The sequence below is a fragment of the Desulfosalsimonas propionicica genome, assembly GCF_013761005.1.
Lineage (GTDB): Bacteria > Desulfobacterota > Desulfobacteria > Desulfobacterales > Desulfosalsimonadaceae > Desulfosalsimonas > Desulfosalsimonas propionicica.
The window spans coordinates 82,519-98,084 of the sequence record NZ_JACDUS010000012.1 but is presented as its reverse complement, the minus strand read 5'-3'; the positions used below and the strand labels follow the sequence as shown (position 1 = coordinate 98,084).

Genomic DNA, 15,566 nt, shown 5'->3' with positions numbered 1-15,566 from the left:
CAAGATAGAAAGACGTTTTTACTGGCATGGAATCCAAGGAATCTCATTTTTTCCCATTGCAAAATTTCGCTTGCGAAGGACTACGTAAGGCGAAAATAGGAATTTATGCAGGAAAAGGGGCATCTCACTCCTGGTTGTGGTTTGTGGATCTGTTTCAAAAAAAAGAATTTTTGAATCTTTCTTTTCTTGATGAGGAATTGATCCGGCAAAAAGATTACTTAAAGGCATTGGATGTCTTGATAGTCTCTGGAGGAGACACTTTTGCAGTCGCTGAAGCTCTGAAAAAAGATGGAGCATATCAAATTCAAAGCTTTGTAGAAAATGGGGGGATTTATATTGGCTCCTGCGCAGGGGCATACCTTCCGATGAATTCTTCAAAGGAACCTTTGAATTTGTTTAACTTCGTTAATGTAAAAATAACGAATTTGGCTAAACTGCTCCCTGAAACTTTACGCCAGAGCTACAAATCATTTGTTTTATACGGGTGTGATTACCTTTTTCATCCTGTCAGGGAAGCGGTTAATCTGAAAGTGGCGAATAATCTCTACGACAATGACGTCATAGAGTTTAATGCCCCTTTGTATGGTGGACCGGGAATGACTTATGACCACCCGGAACATATTGTCGCTTATTATGATGATTTTACAAATAAAACTTCATTTCTGGTTAACCGGGAAACGGCTGAACACACTTTAATCAGGAAAGCCGCAGTGATAAGGGTCCCGTATAACAAAGGATGCTTTTATCTTATGGGGCCTCATCTGGAACACCCGGATTACAAGGATGCCAATGATTTTTTAACAAACGTTCTGTTGGGGGAGCTTTCCGAGGCGTTAAGGAAAGCCCCCCAACATCATTTGTCTAATCCAAAGAAGGTAAGCAACCTCCAAGTTGTTTCCGGCCAGGCTGCAAGCAAAATCATTAGAAATATGAAAAGCGAGCTGAGCAACTCTAGAATTGCCGCTTCCGGACTGGAATTTGTTTCAGTCAGTTGGCTGATCGGAAAAAAAGTGTATGCCCCGGATAAAATAAGGGTGTTTCTTGAGTCCATGTGGAAAAGAATAAAACTTCTTGAAAAAATAGAAAAATTAGTGGCCCGCCCTGGGATGCTTTCCTTTATAGTTGGAAATATGGGGTATCTTTCCACAGATCTCAGACAAATTAAAAATGCAGTTGATCAAAACATAGAGTCCCTTGACCTGGCAGTATGCATGTTTGAACGTCTTCAAAAAGTATCCATCAACTTTTTTGATGTCGTCTTCAAGTCCTTAAGGGAAAGTCAGCTTTAAAAAAGTATTTTTATGAACTTTAGCAAATCTTTAACATTTCAAAATTCTGTCAACTATTTTCACGTGACAATTCACTATCATTTTTTCAAAGAGTTGCAGCATCTAAATGCGACATGATTTTAGCCAATAAGCTTAACCGCAGGCCTGAATGAATAACGAGTCATTTGAATTTTCATAAACTACTGAAAAATTGATCATTGATTCCATGATTCCTTAACGAATTTGTAATCATATTTAGGAAAACAAGAAGTTATGTTTTGAGTTTTTTATACCCCGGTCCAGCCTCCGGAGTTTACCTGCAAAAATCATTCAGAACACTCCGTGCAGGCTTAAATTCTCAAATATGGTCGATTTTTCACGAAACCATCAGAGATTATCATATTGCGCCTATTGGCATACTGAAAAGGAGAACCTCAGGCCTTTACAATTAATCTGTGGAATTGATTTACACTTTCCGGTGGAATTTGAAAATTCTGCACCAAGATAGATCTCAATATTGGAATTCGATACTCATCTGCCTCTAATAATCATGATGGGAGAATAAGTTTGGGAATATTACAATTTCACTCTATGATAAAGCAGAAAATTTTGACGTTGAGCACGATCCAGGTTTTTATTTTGGTCTGCTGTGCAATTATGCCTTTAACTTTTTATTCAGAAGCCAGGGCTGAGAACTCGCTTCTGCAAGAGTCTAACTGGTTTGTGGAAATGGATCGGTTTTCGGACTCGGCACATACAGGTATAAATTGTGAGGAATGCCACGGAACCATGACAGAGAACGACTCAGAGCATCCGGATCCCGAGGATCCGGACTACCTTAAAACAGATCCCAAAAGAAATTTCGACTATCAGCTGTGTGAAAAATGTCACAAAAAAACCTATGAAAGATATAAAAAAGGCGAGCATGCCAAAGCCCTTGAAGAAGAAAAGAAAACCGGAGACGTTTCAGAAACCGGGCATGCTCCGACATGCGGCGATTGTCATTCTGCACATTATGCTCCTGCCCATCTTTCAAGGACGCAAATCGGCATGAACATGACGGAAACATGCGGCGAATGCCATACTTCGCAGAAAAAAAGCTATCTCAAAAACTTTCACGGCAAAACAGCGGTTTATCTGGAAAACGAGCGGTCTGCATATTGTACAGACTGTCATGGCGCCCATGAATGTATTTCCCTGGAAGAGGAAACCAAGGCGTTAAATGCATGCCGCAGATGCCATCCTGAAGCCGAAAAAGCCTTCACCAACGTCATTATTCATGAGTCCCAGGCGGAAGTGGAAAAGAAAAGCGACAGTAAAAGGCAAAGCCTTAAAATTGTATATGTGATGGGATCCATTTCATTAATATTTGTTGTAGCTCTATTAACTCTTCTTTATAGTCATTCATTTTTGTTACTTTTAAGAAAAATTCACGAAAAATTAAGGAAACATTAATGACAAAGAATCAGGAAAATCCAGAAACTGTTCAGCGCTTCAACGTTTTGCACAGGCTGCTGCACATTGTCGTCTTTGTAAGCTTTATAATCCTCGCTATAACAGGATTTTCGCTGAGTTTTGCGCATAACGGATTTGCCCGTTTTTTAACTTCCATTTTAGGGGGTGCGGATGGCATAGGCGGCATACATCGGTTTTTTGCAACCTTTTTTTACATAGGCGTTCTCATACACCTTTTATGGCTTATTTTTTACAAGCTGGGCCTCAAGGGGAGACTTACGGGTCCGAATACCATGACACCGGGTAAAAAAGATATCTCAGACATTTACCAAAACCTGAGATATATCTTTGGACGCGGGACCCCTCCATTGTTTAACCGGTTCAGTTATCTTCAGAAACTTGATTATTGGGCTGTAATGTTGGGCATGCAGAGCATGGGTATCACCGGCCTTATCATGTGGTATCCCGAATTTTTTACGTCATTCCTGCCAGGTTATGCAGTCAATATTGCGTTTCATTTTCATTTTCATGAAGCTGTGCTGGCAGTCTTGTACATCGGATTTGTTCACATGACGGATACACATCTTGATCCCGAGGTTTTCCCCATTGAAAAATCCATTTTCAACGGAAAAAAGCAAAGCGGGCTTTATACAAGTGAACAGCAATTGGAGTAACGTCTTACTATATCTTCATATGGAAATAAGTGCGAACTCTATCCGAATTTACCGTGTAGAATAATCACAGGGAGAAATACCCAAATGGATTTTAAAACCTTCATCTCTGCTACTAGTGGTTTTTTTTTAATCCTAATTTTGTCTTCTCACAGTTTTGGCCAAAATCAGGAAATACAGATAAATAATAATCAAATCCCTGAAATGTCCGAACTGCAAGAGGAAGAATCTCTTGAATGCATGGAATGCCATCGGGAAGCGAACATTGATTCCAATGAAGGTGTCCTTTCATCACAGGCTTTCTGCCTTGATTGTCACAAGGAAAAAGACTGCATTACAGAAAAAGATGGCATAGAGCTCAGTTTACAGCTTACCAGAGAAACCTTTATTAAAAACTTACCGATTCATCAATATGTCGCTTGTACAGAATGTCATACAGATGTCGCTCGCTCTCCTCATAGAACCGAAACCGGCTCTCAATGCACGGGATGTCACTCCGTTCACGGTGAAGCAGCCGCGCACGCCCCCCACCTTCGTGTTGAATGTCAGGCGTGTCATTTCAAGTCCGAACATGTCAAACTAGACAAGTCGGATCATATGATCAAGCTTGCTCAAGAAAATAATGCAGGAAAACCCATCAGCTTAGTGGAACATAAATTGGCTGACACATCTGACGAGGAATCCTGTCAAAAATGTCACTCCCTGGACAATTCTGTTGGCGCTCCTGCCGCAGTGCTTCCTTCGAAAGGCGCCATCTGCATATTATGCCACGCCGCTCCACTTAAAATAGGCCATTGGATGTTCGGAGCTGCGCTCCTGGTTTTTCTTGGAGGGCTGCTTTTATGCTTCAGGTCCTGGTTTCAAGGCAATGTGCAGGGCGAAAGCGAATCGCTTTCTCGTAAAATCAATCTAAGCTCTGAGTCGGTCTGGTCCACTGTTTTCTCCAAACAATTCTTTTCCATAGTAAAAATCTTCATTCTCGATATTTTGCTTCAGAGAAGAATTCTCAAGGAGAGCGTAAGCAGATGGTCCATGCATTCATTGATTTTTCTATCCATTTTGCTCCGTTTTGCCCTTGGCCTTTTTACGGCCGCAATCTTTACTGCAAACCCAGACAATGGTGTTGCCATAGCACTGATAGACAAAAACGCACCTTTTACCGCTTTTACCTACGATCTTTTGGGTTTGCTCATTTTGTTCGGCATTATTTGGTCCGTTATTAAAAGATTTATTGTAAAGCCTGAGTATGTTGTTTCTGAATACAAAGACAATATCGCCCTTGTGATCATTGGAGCGCTTATCGTGTTAGGATTTGTTCTTGAGGGGGCAAGAATACTTGTTGCCGGTGTACCTGCCTCAATTGCCGGATATGCTTTTGTTGGGTATCCTCTTTCAAAATGCTTCGCAATATTCGGGCAGGAATGGTGGGCATCTTTTTATTCAGTTCTTTGGTATCTGCATGCCGGAGTCGGCGCCTTGTTTATTGCCTGGCTGCCGTTTGGGAAGATGCGCCATATTTTTACCGTCCCGCTTACTTATTTTATTGAAGCTGTATCCAAGGTAAAAAGGGGAGAAGCCGATAGCCCACAGCGTCAACAATAAAAGTCCTATCAGCATAGGGCATAACAGCCGGGTAACAAAAAAAATCAAAAGTCATTATAAATAATACTAAAAGAAGGCATCTAAAATGACTAATGACGACGAAAAAATTCCTGAATCTTCATCTGAAGAAACAACAGAACCCGAAGAAGTTACACAACTTCCAATTCATAAATTGGATATATCCAGATTAATTGAACTGGACGCCTGTACAAGCTGTGGTGAATGCCTAAGATGGTGCCCGGTCTATGATCAAGATGCATCGGAGAACATTGTTCCCCGGAGAAAGGTTATTGATTTTCTCAAAATAGCCAGGGATCAAAACGGGTTACTGGGAAAAATACTGAGAAATGATAAAGCTCCTGAACTTTTGAAAAGCATATTAACAAAGCTATTCAATTATAAAAAAATGACCCAAAAGGACGTTGAGAGCTTTGTGGCGAATCTGTATGAATGTTCCACCTGCGGGCAATGTGAAGAAATTTGTCCAGCACATATTGACACAGTGAATCTATGGGAAGACTTAAGGGAAATAATCGTTGATGCAGGCTATGGACCTCTTGAAGCCCAGAAGGCTCTGGAAAAAAGCGTAAAAGCCTATGACAATCCATGGCAACAGCCTCGTGCCGGACGGACCAAATGGGCAAGAAGAGCCAAAAAAGACAAGTTGGTTCCCAATGAACCGAGATCCATTAAAAATGGCGGCAAAGTGCTTCTGTTTTTGGGCTGCACTGCAGCCTATGACGCCAACGTAAAACAGGTAGCCATTAATACAGTGAATATCTTAGAAGCGCTGGATGTCGATTACGGCACATTGGGAAAAGATGAAAAGTGCTGTGGCAGTGTCCTTTTGAGGATGGGAGACCCGGAGCATAAACGCCTTTTTGAACAAAATATTGAACAGTTTAACAATCTTGGGATTGAAACACTGATATCTTCATGTTCAGGGTGTTTCAAGACAATTATGCAGGATTATCCAAAGGTGGGTGAGCTCAATTTTGAAGTGCTGCATACCGTGGAATTTCTTGTACGGCTTTTGAGACAAGGGAAATTAAAATTTCCTTATTCGGTAAATCGCACGGTTACGTATCATGATCCTTGTCACCTGGGCAGAGCCTGTAGAGTATTTGAAGCCCCCCGCATAATTATGGATGCCATCCCTGGGCTTAAACTTATTGAGATGCCGCGCAATAAACAATATTCAAGGTGCTGTGGCGCTGGTGGCGGTCTGAAAGCCGGATATCCGGATATTCAAAACAAAATGGCACAAAGACGCGTTAAGGAGGCAGAAGAAACCGGAGCCGATGAATTGGTTTCTTGCTGTCCTTTTTGCTACCAAGGCCTTCAAGTGGGTATTAATGCACTTAGTTCCCATATGGTAATGAAAGACATGTCAGCCTATGTTGCTGAAGCTCTTCTGGGCTATGATGTTTTTGAAAAAGCGACAAAAGACGCAGAAGCGGCAAAGAAAAAGAAAGAAGCGGATAAATTGGCAAAGGAAAAGGAAAAAGCAAAGGCCGAAAATGATGAAGAGGATAAATCTGCCGAAAAAAAGAAAAAAGCCTTATGAAAGGAAATTAAGCCTGCAAGGCAGCTATGATCACAAGTAACGGTTGATCCCTGGATAAATTCGCGCCACTGAACAGCAGTTCTCTTTCCCTGCCTAACCGCTGATTGCTATAAAAATAAGGCTTAAATAATGTATATTAAATTTACATACTGGATGGATGAAAAAAATTTTAAGGATATACGAAAAGAACTTGAAAAAAAGGATATTTTCCCGGCAGCGGCCAAAAAAACAGTTTGCCTTCCTTTATCCTCAAAAATTCCATTTGGTTATATTCCCCCTACGGCGTGGTCCAAATTTGATCTTTGTCGTCGCCAGCTTTCCTGGTATTTTGCGTCAAAATTTGCAGGGCAATACCTTTTGATCGCTGAAAAACCCCTTACCCAATTTGGGCTTGATCTCTTGCCTGAGACAACTATCAAGAAAGCAAAATTTAGGCCAAAACACCTTCCTGATAACGAAACAATCAAGAGACTTGCAGAAAAAGAAGGGTTTAAGCACTATTGCCCACCAGAATTTCTCGATATTGGATCTATGGATGAAAAGATGAAAGACCGGTGGATGAAAATTATGGGGGTCCGTGGAATCACGTATGACGAAGTCTTTGTTGAGCAATGCGCCAACCATGCAAATTTTATTGAGCCTGAATACTTTTTAGACACCGCTAATGGAATTGCGCCGTACTCCATTGGAAAAACCAGCAAAGTCTGCTCGGCATGTCTTGAATTTTTCAATATCATTGGTAGCAAATATAAAAATAAGTACGTTGTGCCCTGCCCAGGTGCAGTATTGTTTGGCGGCATGTCAGTCAATAAATATTATTTTGTATCCAGCTCTCAGTAGAAATATGACAATAATATGCATGCAGGAGAAAAACTATGGCCATTAAAATTATTGGAGTTTCTTGCAGTCCCAGAAAAAAACAATCCACTAGATTTGCCATTGAAACCTGCCTTCTAAAAATACAAGAAGAATTTAGCCATGTTGAGATTGAACTAATTGATCTGGCACAATTAACAATTCACGGTTGTATTTCCTGTGAGCAGTGTAAAAATGGTTTGAAGTGCAGCCAGGAAGATGATTTTCAACACTTGATTCCAAAATTATCCGATCCGCGTTTAGGAGGTCTTATACTTGCCACCCCTGTCTATTTCGGGACAATGAGCAGCCAAGCCAAATCTTTCCTTGATCGATGTGTCGTTTTGCGTCGCAACGGAGCGCTGCTCCGAAATGTAGTGGGTGGGGTTATTGCAGTGGGAGGATTCAGGCACGGCGGACAGGAGACAGCTATCCATTCTGTGCATGCTGCCATGTTCATCCAGGATATGATTATAGTCGGCGATGGGCATTCGACTTTTCATTTTGGCGGAACACTCTGGAGTGGGCACCCGGATGGATATGATCAAGATACCTTTGGCAAGGAAACATTGTATAACTTGGGCAAACGTGTAACGGAAGTTGCACTGACAATTAAGCAGGAATAACGCTACGAAACAGTAGAAACATTTTTTTTCTGCGAACTTATCAATTCTAGAATTTTTTTTCGGATGCGATTTGCTTCCGGGCTTGTTCTATCCCGGGGATATGGGTAATCAATATCAAAAATTTCTAACACCCGCCCCGGTCTGGGTGAGAGAACAATAATTTTTTGACTCAAATAAACAGCTTCGTCTACGTTGTGGGTTACAAAAAGGATGGTTTCTTCCCGGTCATGCCAAACCGAAAGCAGGAAATCCTGCATTTCATTTCTGGTCTGGCTGTCCAAAGAAGCAAAAGGTTCATCCATGAGTACAACTTTGGGCTTATTAATAAGGGTTCTGGCAATGGCCGCTCTTTGCTTCATTCCTCCAGAAAGCTCTTGAGGAAGCCGATGTTCGAATCCGCTCAAGCCAAATTCGTTTATGAATTCTATAGCAGCCGAACGCCGTTGACTACGGGAAAACCCTTTAACTTCTAAACTAAATTCAATATTGCGAATCAACGTTCGCCAGGGAAATAGAGCATATTCCTGAAAAACCATACCGACTCGTTCGTCCCCGAGCTGAATGTCCTCGCCCTGCAATTTCGCCCAACCCTGATTTGGCGTTATCAGGCCAGCAATAATTTTGAGAAGGGTTGTTTTCCCGCATCCACTGGGACCGACTATAGACACAAAACACCCTGAATCCACAGTGAAATTGATGTTATCGAGTATGGCTATGCGCGTACCCAAAGCCTCACTCTCCACATAGGTTTTGCTGATATTCTTTATTTCTATACACATTGCGCAGTCAACGCCACCTTACGATTTTTCTTTCAATGAGCCGAAGCACAATATCTACACTGAAACCGATGCTACCGAATACAAGCATACCGGCCATAATTAAATCCGGTCGTTGGATATCCCTCGCTGTCATGATCATGTACCCAAGTCCGTATCCGGACTTTACACCTGTAAATTCCGCAGCTATAAGGGTCATCCAACTGATACCGATCCCTATACGGATGCCGGTTATGATAGAGGGTACAGCCCCTGGCAAAAGGACTTTCGTAAAAATAGCCGGGGAAGAAGCATTTAATGTGCGGGCTGCATCAATAAGAATAGGATCGATTCGCCGAACCCCGTAGATAGTATTGAGCAATATGGGGAAAAACGCGCCCAAAAAGATTATAAAAGCAGCAGACTTTATACCGATGCCGAACCAAAGGATCGCGATAGGAATCCACGCCAACGGGGGTATGGGTCGGATAAACTCAAAAATTGGTTCCAGGATTTGGCGTATCGCCTTTGACCATCCCATTATTAATCCAAGTGGTAAGGCGATCAATATGGCTGAGAAAAAACCGACCACTACTCTGTGTAAACTGTAGAATATATGCCAATGAAGAGGATGTCCAGGCGGCATCCCTATGGTAATCAAGGACTCAAGACCATCCAATATTTGCACAGGCGAAGGTAATTTATATTCGGGGAGCATCCCCATAAAGGAGGAAGCCTGCCAAATACACAGACAAAAAACAGGAATAACAATCCGGGGCCAATTCATCGAATTTCTGAAGGCAAAAGGTCCAGGCGGATGAAATTACGAATAAAGGCTTCTGGATCCTGTTTTTGTATATAGCCCAATTCAGAAAGGAAATTTACATATTCCTTGGCGTCTTCTATATTTAATTCAGTGGTAAAATGAACATTTTGCATAGCCTTACGAATTGTCAATTCATCCATGCCAGTATATTTTACTGCAATTTGGGCAGCCTTATCCGGATGATGGCAAACGTATTGTGTGGCTTTGGCGTGGGCCTGAATGGTCCTTTCAACAATCCTTGGATGCGCCTTCATAAAGGATTTTTCCACAACAAGTACGCAACACGGGTGTTCAGGCCATAATTTTTTGGATGCAGCCAACATTTTCCCAACACCACTAGTTATTGCTTTAGCGGGATAGGGCTCCCATGCGATAAAGGCATCGATTTGCCCAGTGCGAAGCGAGCCAATCATATCCGGTGGCTTCAGGACCATTAGATGAATTTCTTTCCTGCTTAATCCCACTTTCTTCAGGCCTTTTAGCAGAATCGCTTCTTGCACTGTGGCATGACCCGGTATTGCTATGGTTTTGCCCGCCAAATCCTGCAAACTTTCAAAATTGGCCGCGTCCTGTTTTTTAATGACGATGGCAGTGCCTTCAGTATTTACCTGGGCTACGACGACAACATCTGCAGCTTTATTTGCAAACCCCACGGTCGCAGGCGACTGTCCTACATAGGCCATATCCAAGTCACCGGATGCAAAAGCGGACATGATTTCCGGTCCGGCTCTAAAAGCCCCAACAGTATCTATAATAACACCTTCATCCGCAAAAATATCTTCTTCCTCGGCTACCCAGAAAGCCAAGTGGTGGATATCATTTTGCAAATAAGCCATCCTGACAGAAACGGGATCTCCGGCCCAACTTACAGCCAGAAAAACAATCACAAAAAAAAGGGTAAGAAATAATATTCGGATACTAGTCAATGAGGCTTTCATAGAGACTCCCCCATTTCCAAAATTTTTTTTGGAAATGAATCGCGCAAGTTGTCTTTGCCGACATCTTCTTTTCCGGAGCACTTCAACTTGAGCATTGTTAAAACGCCTTTTTCAATCCATTTTTACCCGGTGCCAAACACTTCGGATCAAAACGTATCCCGGTAATCTCCTCTTTTTCAAAATTAAATAGAGTTTTTCTTTTGCTACCCTTGTGAACACGGACAAGGGGCGAGGAGGTGACTTTCCCAACTATTGCAGAATCGATATTTCTTGCCAGAAACAGATCCTGCACCTCTTTGGAATGCTCCGGCTGAACAGCCAAAATAAATCCAAAACTCTGAAAGCAATGAAGCCAATCGATTAATCCAATGCTCATTGGCCTTGGTATCGCCTCAATATCAATTTCTCCGCCTTTACCTGAATTTTCAAGCATGATGGAAATCGTGCCAAGTATGCCGGCATTGCTGATATCCTTGGCTGCACAAGACAATTCCTTTTCTGCTATTTCTGGCAAAGCCTCCAATCGAAAGAGGAGTTGCTCCGGAGTGCTCCCGGAATTTGCATCCCAGCTTACTACAGATTTACACCCGCGGCGCCCATTGAGATCAATCCCCAGAATCAGATCATCCCCTTCCCTGGCTTGATGAGATCTGAGAAGTTTTGTGGCAGATCCTAAAATTGCAACACTCAGCGAGGCCTCTCCTGTTGCTGTGTCCGGATGGGTATGACCTCCCAACATGGGCACCTGAAGTTTCCGGCATCCCTTTTCAATTCCATTCACAATACTGCTTCGCTGGCGCTCATCTCCACTTGCCAAAACATTGACCATGCCAATAGGGCGCCCGCCCATTGCGTAAATATCATTAACTGTGACCATTACAGCTGCTTTTCCTGCAGCATAAGGCTCATTGATAAGAAGTCCGGCCATCATACCATCTGCGGCCAAAAGCAGGTATTCGCCTTTCCAGGGGATCACAGCCGCATCATCTCCATAGTTTGGCAGTTGGATACCGAACTGATGGGTCTGCTTCAGAATCTCAAAAACATATTTTATGGAATTCTTTCGGACAAGTCCAAGATAGTTCCGGACAGCCTGAACAATATCGTCTAATTCGTCATTTCCTGATAAAGATGGCGAGCCGTTAGCGTTGTCAACCATTCAAATATATGCCTTATTTTGAGTCATCTTCTACGCGGTTCAAGTCCGCTTTCATCTCTAGGTGAGGTACACCAAAATGATCTTTTACCTCCCCAATCGGTTCCCAACCACACTTTATAAAAAAAGGAACGTTGTTTTCCTGTATTTTAGCAGTAAAAAGACGGCATCCTCTTTTTTTAACCCTTTTCATCGCTTCTTTTACAAGAAAAGCCCCGGCGTGGGTGTGGCGTTCATCCATAGCCACTGCGAGACGCCCGCCTATCCAGTGCCCATCATTTGAAGGGGCTTTATAAATTCTAACCGTTCCGATAATTTTTCCTTTTTTTTCTGCAACAAGATGAATAGCATCTTCATCGTATTCATCTGTATCAGAATTTTTGAATATTGCCTGCTCTTCAACAAACACTTTCTTACGGATCTGGTAGGCTTTGTCTTTTTCCTCTAACGTTCTGGCACTGTGACAAATAATTTCAGGAAAAGGGTCAGTGCGTCCGGTCGTGTTTGCAAGCAGGCTCTCATAAACAGACAAAGCGGAGCAAGCGCCGCATTTAACACACCCTGCCTTGGCCGCCTTTGATGAAAGCCCCTTTTTTTGAATTATTCTGGCAACAGCTTTATAAATCCCTTTCATATATTCAGGATTCGGCGGTGTTTGATCCTGAAGCTTTGATCCCGGAATCGGTCTCAGCGGCACGACAAATGGAAACACTCCCAAATCTGCCAGAAATTCGCTTCCCCAAAGGATGGATTCCCGGGTTTCGCCAAGCCCTGATATTAGAAAACTGCTTACCTGGTTTGGACCAAACAAATCCACTGCCCTTTTCCACGCCTTTTCATAATGGGCCAGGCCGATATCCGCCTTGGCAGGTGCAACTGCTTTTAGGATGGCTTGGTCAAAGCTTTCCACATGAATGCCAACAGCCTCTGCCCCGGCATCATGGAGTTGATCAATCAAAGAAAGATCCGGTGGCGGCGCGCATTGAACTTGTATAGGGATATCTACCTGGGCTTTAATTGCTTTTGTACATTGGGCAAGATAAGCAATTTCACTGCCAGGCGGATCCCCAGTACCTGTTGTCAGGACAATATGCGTTATATTGTCATTCTCATATGCTACGCGTACAACCTGCGACAGTTGTGTGGGCGTCTTATATTTTACAGTGGAATTATTTGAAAGGGAAATTTCTGTTGCGCAGAAGGCACATTGCTGTCCCTTTTTCCAGTGAACACAATTCTGCAGCACGGTTGTCGCAAGGCAGTCCTTGCCGTGGAGCAACGCGAATTTCCTATATGGAACACCATCATCTGTTTTGTAATGATAAAATTTGGGTTCTGCTACAACATCAATGGAGGCGATCTTCCGATTATTTTTTAAAAGAAGATAATTTTGTCCCTCTTTTTGCAATGAATAAGGGGATTTTTTTATATAATGACCCGCAATAGGGGCAGAAAAAACTACACCATTAACAATAAATGCGCTGCCCTCCGTAGGTCCTGCACCACCTTTGCTTTCATGCCCGGGTAATGCAAGACGGACACCAAAGCTTTGTAGTTCAGTAATTATATCGTGCATGAAACTCGGTTCCGAATTTTGTTATTTCTTTAATTCTATCCGTTAAAAAGTTCGCGGGGCACTCAATTGAGCTTTGCGCATAATTTCAATCTGTTGGAAATTCGAAAAATCTACTTGCCAGCCTAATTTGCAAGAAATAATTATAACTTAATTCTTAAAAAAAAGTATATTATCATTTTCTACATCGCAATACGCTATACGTTCTGTCCGAATACTGTTTTGTCGGAGATATGTCGGTAAGGGCAATTGTTGGATCTCAATTTTAAGTCGGGGGCCTTGTCCTCGGGGTAAGAATATATTCTCCTGAATCCCAGGTTTTTTGCATGGATTACAAAACTAGTTTGCAGCTGATTCATGGAATACACAGCCTTGGGGAGCCCGGAAAAGTGACTTAAATTTTACTTTTACCAATTGTTTAGTATTTAATCAAAATATCAATCAATGTCAAGAGAAGTTCGCAGAAATTAGCAGTACTCAATGAAAATCTCTGGATATACGCAGTGAGTATATCCGGGAATGTTTAATCAGGATGGACCGAGGAAGCGGGCTGTGCTTTGCATGTCATGCCAGATTCTGTTTTATGGATTATAATATTCTTAAGCCAATTATCGTTGTCTTCTATGGAAAAATCCGTTCGGAAATGGGATCCCCGACTTTCAGTTCGCATAAGTGCGGCCTTGCAGACGGCTGTGGCAATCAGTCGCATGTTATAGAGTTCAAGTGATTTGATCAATTCGGCAGGAGTTCTCACACGAATATCCGGCCATGGATTTTCAAGCATTTGCAGCGCCTGTTCCAGATGGGCTCTATGGCGCAGGATTCCCGCCTTATGCCACATTACTTGTTTTAGATTGGATAGAAGTTCGTCCGAATCTGTGCCCCTTGAAGAAAACTGCTGATCTATTCTATATCTCTCATTGTCGGCAAGAGATTTAATCACATTGGGTTTCTGGGGTGTTTTTGTCTGTACAGCCGCACAGCTGCCTGAAATGGATCCCATGGAAAAAATTTCAGAAAGAGAATTGCCGCCCAGTCTGTTTGCACCGTGTGCCCCGGCCGCGATTTCCCCGGCGGCAAAAAGTCCGGCCAGGGGAGTTTGTCCATAGTCGTCTGTTATGGCACCACCCATGCAGAAATGGGCCGTCGGCACCACCTGAAAACGTTTTTCACCTTTCCAGTAGGAGGCAGGGAGCAAATGCGATAGTTGCTTATCTATGCCTGACGGCATATGAGTGAGATCCAGCACAACGATTCCTTTTACAGTCTCCCTCATCATTATCTGGGCCAGCAAATCCCGGGTTACGGTCAGAAAGTCATCAAATCCATATTTTTTAATTATGTTTTCACCTGCTTGGTTTTTCAGAGAGACGCCATCTTGTGCTAAAAGTTTTTCATTCAACAAGAGACGACTGCCTCTTCTGCCCATAGCTGTTGGATAAAACTGGACAAATTCCATGTCCTTGAGCGGTAATCCCAGTTCATAACAAAGGGCCTGCCCATCTCCGGTAATACCAGGAACATTATTGGTGTTCATAAAAATTTGAGAGTACCCTCCTGTTGCCAATACCACGGCAGGCGCCAATATTGTTATGAAACGTCCATCCGTTGTGATACCACAGGCTCCCGAAACGCGACCATCTGATGATAGAATGCTGGAAACAAACAGATGTTCTTCAAATACAACACCTTGTTTGGCAGCGAAGTGTTTCAGAGGAAAAACGATATCACTACCCCTCCAATTGGCTGCGACCAAATGTCTGGGATATTGATGCCCGGGGATATGCAGCAACATCGGTTTGTCTCCGTCCATGGCAAATGCAGCACCGCATTGCTGTAAAAAAGCAGTTTCATTTTCTTGTTGTCGGGCGATAGCTTCGACCATAGCCCGGTCGTTCAAAAAACGCCCTACTTTCAATGTATCATCAATATACTTGTCAATATTGTCTTCAGCGGGTCCGAATCCCAAGGTGGCCATGACACCTTTAGAAATGTAGGTATTCGATGTTTTTCCGATGTTCAACTTGGAGGCCATCACAACATCCGCACCTGTTGATTTTGCAGCAATTGCGGCTCTAAGACCGGCTCCGCCGCTACCTATAACCAGCACATCACACGAAATTGTCTTGCCCGTCTCTAACGGCATTCGCCTCTCCTTTCCGCAGGCAGATTATTAGTGTTCGCAAAAACACCATCCCATTTGATAATGACTATCCGAAGCTGAGCTTGAACAGAATGGACTTGACCATTAACAAGTCCAGATTCAAGGACTAT

13 protein-coding genes are annotated in these 15,566 nt (G+C 42.8%); 7 read left to right on the top strand and 6 right to left on the bottom strand.

The window, feature by feature from the left end; translation table 11 throughout:
* Positions 1-26 precede the first annotated feature (26 nt).
* The 7 genes from HNR65_RS15395 (at position 27) to HNR65_RS15365 (ending at position 8,044) form a co-directional block, all read left to right on the top strand.
* The gene (locus HNR65_RS15395; RefSeq protein ID WP_181552415.1) at positions 27-1,289 is read left to right on the top strand and encodes a BPL-N domain-containing protein; all 1,263 of its coding nucleotides are present in this window, start codon (positions 27-29) and stop codon (positions 1,287-1,289) included.
* A 546-nt stretch (positions 1,290-1,835) separates the two neighbouring features.
* Complete coding sequence (locus tag HNR65_RS15390; RefSeq protein WP_181552414.1) at positions 1,836-2,723, top strand: multiheme c-type cytochrome; 888 nt, start codon at positions 1,836-1,838, stop codon at positions 2,721-2,723.
* Complete coding sequence (locus tag HNR65_RS15385) at positions 2,723-3,397, top strand: formate dehydrogenase subunit gamma (protein ID WP_181552413.1); 675 nt, start codon at positions 2,723-2,725, stop codon at positions 3,395-3,397. The genes HNR65_RS15390 and HNR65_RS15385 overlap by 1 nt, the downstream gene beginning before the upstream one ends.
* 84 nt (positions 3,398-3,481) lie before the next feature.
* Positions 3,482-4,996 carry a respiratory nitrate reductase subunit gamma gene (locus HNR65_RS15380; protein ID WP_181552412.1) on the top strand — a complete coding sequence of 505 codons (1,515 nt, stop codon included), beginning with the start codon at positions 3,482-3,484 and terminating at the stop codon, positions 4,994-4,996.
* An 85-nt stretch (positions 4,997-5,081) separates the two neighbouring features.
* Positions 5,082-6,563, top strand: coding sequence for a (Fe-S)-binding protein (locus HNR65_RS15375; RefSeq protein WP_181552411.1), 1,482 nt, complete (start codon positions 5,082-5,084; stop codon positions 6,561-6,563).
* A gap of 129 nt (positions 6,564-6,692) precedes the next feature.
* The gene (locus tag HNR65_RS15370; RefSeq protein WP_181552410.1) at positions 6,693-7,403 is read left to right on the top strand and encodes a hypothetical protein; all 711 of its coding nucleotides are present in this window, start codon (positions 6,693-6,695) and stop codon (positions 7,401-7,403) included.
* Between the two features lie 35 nt (positions 7,404-7,438).
* Positions 7,439-8,044: a flavodoxin family protein gene (locus tag HNR65_RS15365; protein ID WP_220128412.1), complete on the top strand. Its 606-nt coding sequence runs from the start codon at positions 7,439-7,441 to the stop codon at positions 8,042-8,044.
* Positions 8,045-8,046: 2 nt separating this feature from the next.
* On the opposite strand, the gene HNR65_RS15360 is transcribed toward HNR65_RS15365, so the two are convergent.
* The 6 genes from HNR65_RS15360 to HNR65_RS15335 form a co-directional block, all read right to left on the bottom strand.
* Positions 8,047-8,823, bottom strand: a complete 777-nt coding sequence (locus HNR65_RS15360) for an ABC transporter ATP-binding protein (RefSeq protein ID WP_181552409.1) — start codon at positions 8,821-8,823, stop codon at positions 8,047-8,049.
* Between the two features lie 7 nt (positions 8,824-8,830).
* On the bottom strand, positions 8,831-9,586 hold the full coding sequence (locus HNR65_RS15355) for an ABC transporter permease (protein ID WP_181552408.1): 756 nt from the start codon (positions 9,584-9,586) through the stop codon (positions 8,831-8,833).
* Positions 9,583-10,563: an ABC transporter substrate-binding protein gene (locus HNR65_RS15350; protein ID WP_181552407.1), complete on the bottom strand. Its 981-nt coding sequence runs from the start codon at positions 10,561-10,563 to the stop codon at positions 9,583-9,585. The genes HNR65_RS15355 and HNR65_RS15350 overlap by 4 nt, the downstream gene beginning before the upstream one ends.
* Positions 10,564-10,660: 97 nt before the next feature.
* On the bottom strand, positions 10,661-11,722 hold the full coding sequence (locus HNR65_RS15345; protein WP_181552406.1) for an AIR synthase related protein: 1,062 nt from the start codon (positions 11,720-11,722) through the stop codon (positions 10,661-10,663).
* Positions 11,723-11,735: 13 nt separating this feature from the next.
* Positions 11,736-13,295 carry an MSMEG_0568 family radical SAM protein gene (locus HNR65_RS15340; protein ID WP_181552405.1) on the bottom strand — a complete coding sequence of 520 codons (1,560 nt, stop codon included), beginning with the start codon at positions 13,293-13,295 and terminating at the stop codon, positions 11,736-11,738.
* A 520-nt stretch (positions 13,296-13,815) separates the two neighbouring features.
* The gene (locus HNR65_RS15335) at positions 13,816-15,438 is read right to left on the bottom strand and encodes an FAD-binding protein (RefSeq protein WP_181552404.1); all 1,623 of its coding nucleotides are present in this window, start codon (positions 15,436-15,438) and stop codon (positions 13,816-13,818) included.
* Positions 15,439-15,566 lie beyond the last annotated feature (128 nt).

Coding starts and splice junctions, on each gene's coding strand:
- HNR65_RS15395 (WP_181552415.1), top strand. CDS start 27: ATGGAATCCAAGGAATCTCATTTTTTCCCATTGCAAAATTTCGCTTGC.
- HNR65_RS15385 (WP_181552413.1), top strand. CDS start 2,723: ATGACAAAGAATCAGGAAAATCCAGAAACTGTTCAGCGCTTCAACGTT.
- HNR65_RS15380 (WP_181552412.1), top strand. CDS start 3,482: ATGGATTTTAAAACCTTCATCTCTGCTACTAGTGGTTTTTTTTTAATC.
- HNR65_RS15375 (WP_181552411.1), top strand. CDS start 5,082: ATGACTAATGACGACGAAAAAATTCCTGAATCTTCATCTGAAGAAACA.
- HNR65_RS15370 (WP_181552410.1), top strand. CDS start 6,693: ATGTATATTAAATTTACATACTGGATGGATGAAAAAAATTTTAAGGAT.
- HNR65_RS15365 (WP_220128412.1), top strand. CDS start 7,439: ATGGCCATTAAAATTATTGGAGTTTCTTGCAGTCCCAGAAAAAAACAA.
- HNR65_RS15360 (WP_181552409.1), bottom strand. CDS start 8,823: ATGTGTATAGAAATAAAGAATATCAGCAAAACCTATGTGGAGAGTGAG.
- HNR65_RS15355 (WP_181552408.1), bottom strand. CDS start 9,586: ATGAATTGGCCCCGGATTGTTATTCCTGTTTTTTGTCTGTGTATTTGG.
- HNR65_RS15350 (WP_181552407.1), bottom strand. CDS start 10,563: ATGAAAGCCTCATTGACTAGTATCCGAATATTATTTCTTACCCTTTTT.
- HNR65_RS15345 (WP_181552406.1), bottom strand. CDS start 11,722: ATGGTTGACAACGCTAACGGCTCGCCATCTTTATCAGGAAATGACGAA.
- HNR65_RS15340 (WP_181552405.1), bottom strand. CDS start 13,295: ATGCACGATATAATTACTGAACTACAAAGCTTTGGTGTCCGTCTTGCA.
- HNR65_RS15335 (WP_181552404.1), bottom strand. CDS start 15,438: ATGCCGTTAGAGACGGGCAAGACAATTTCGTGTGATGTGCTGGTTATA.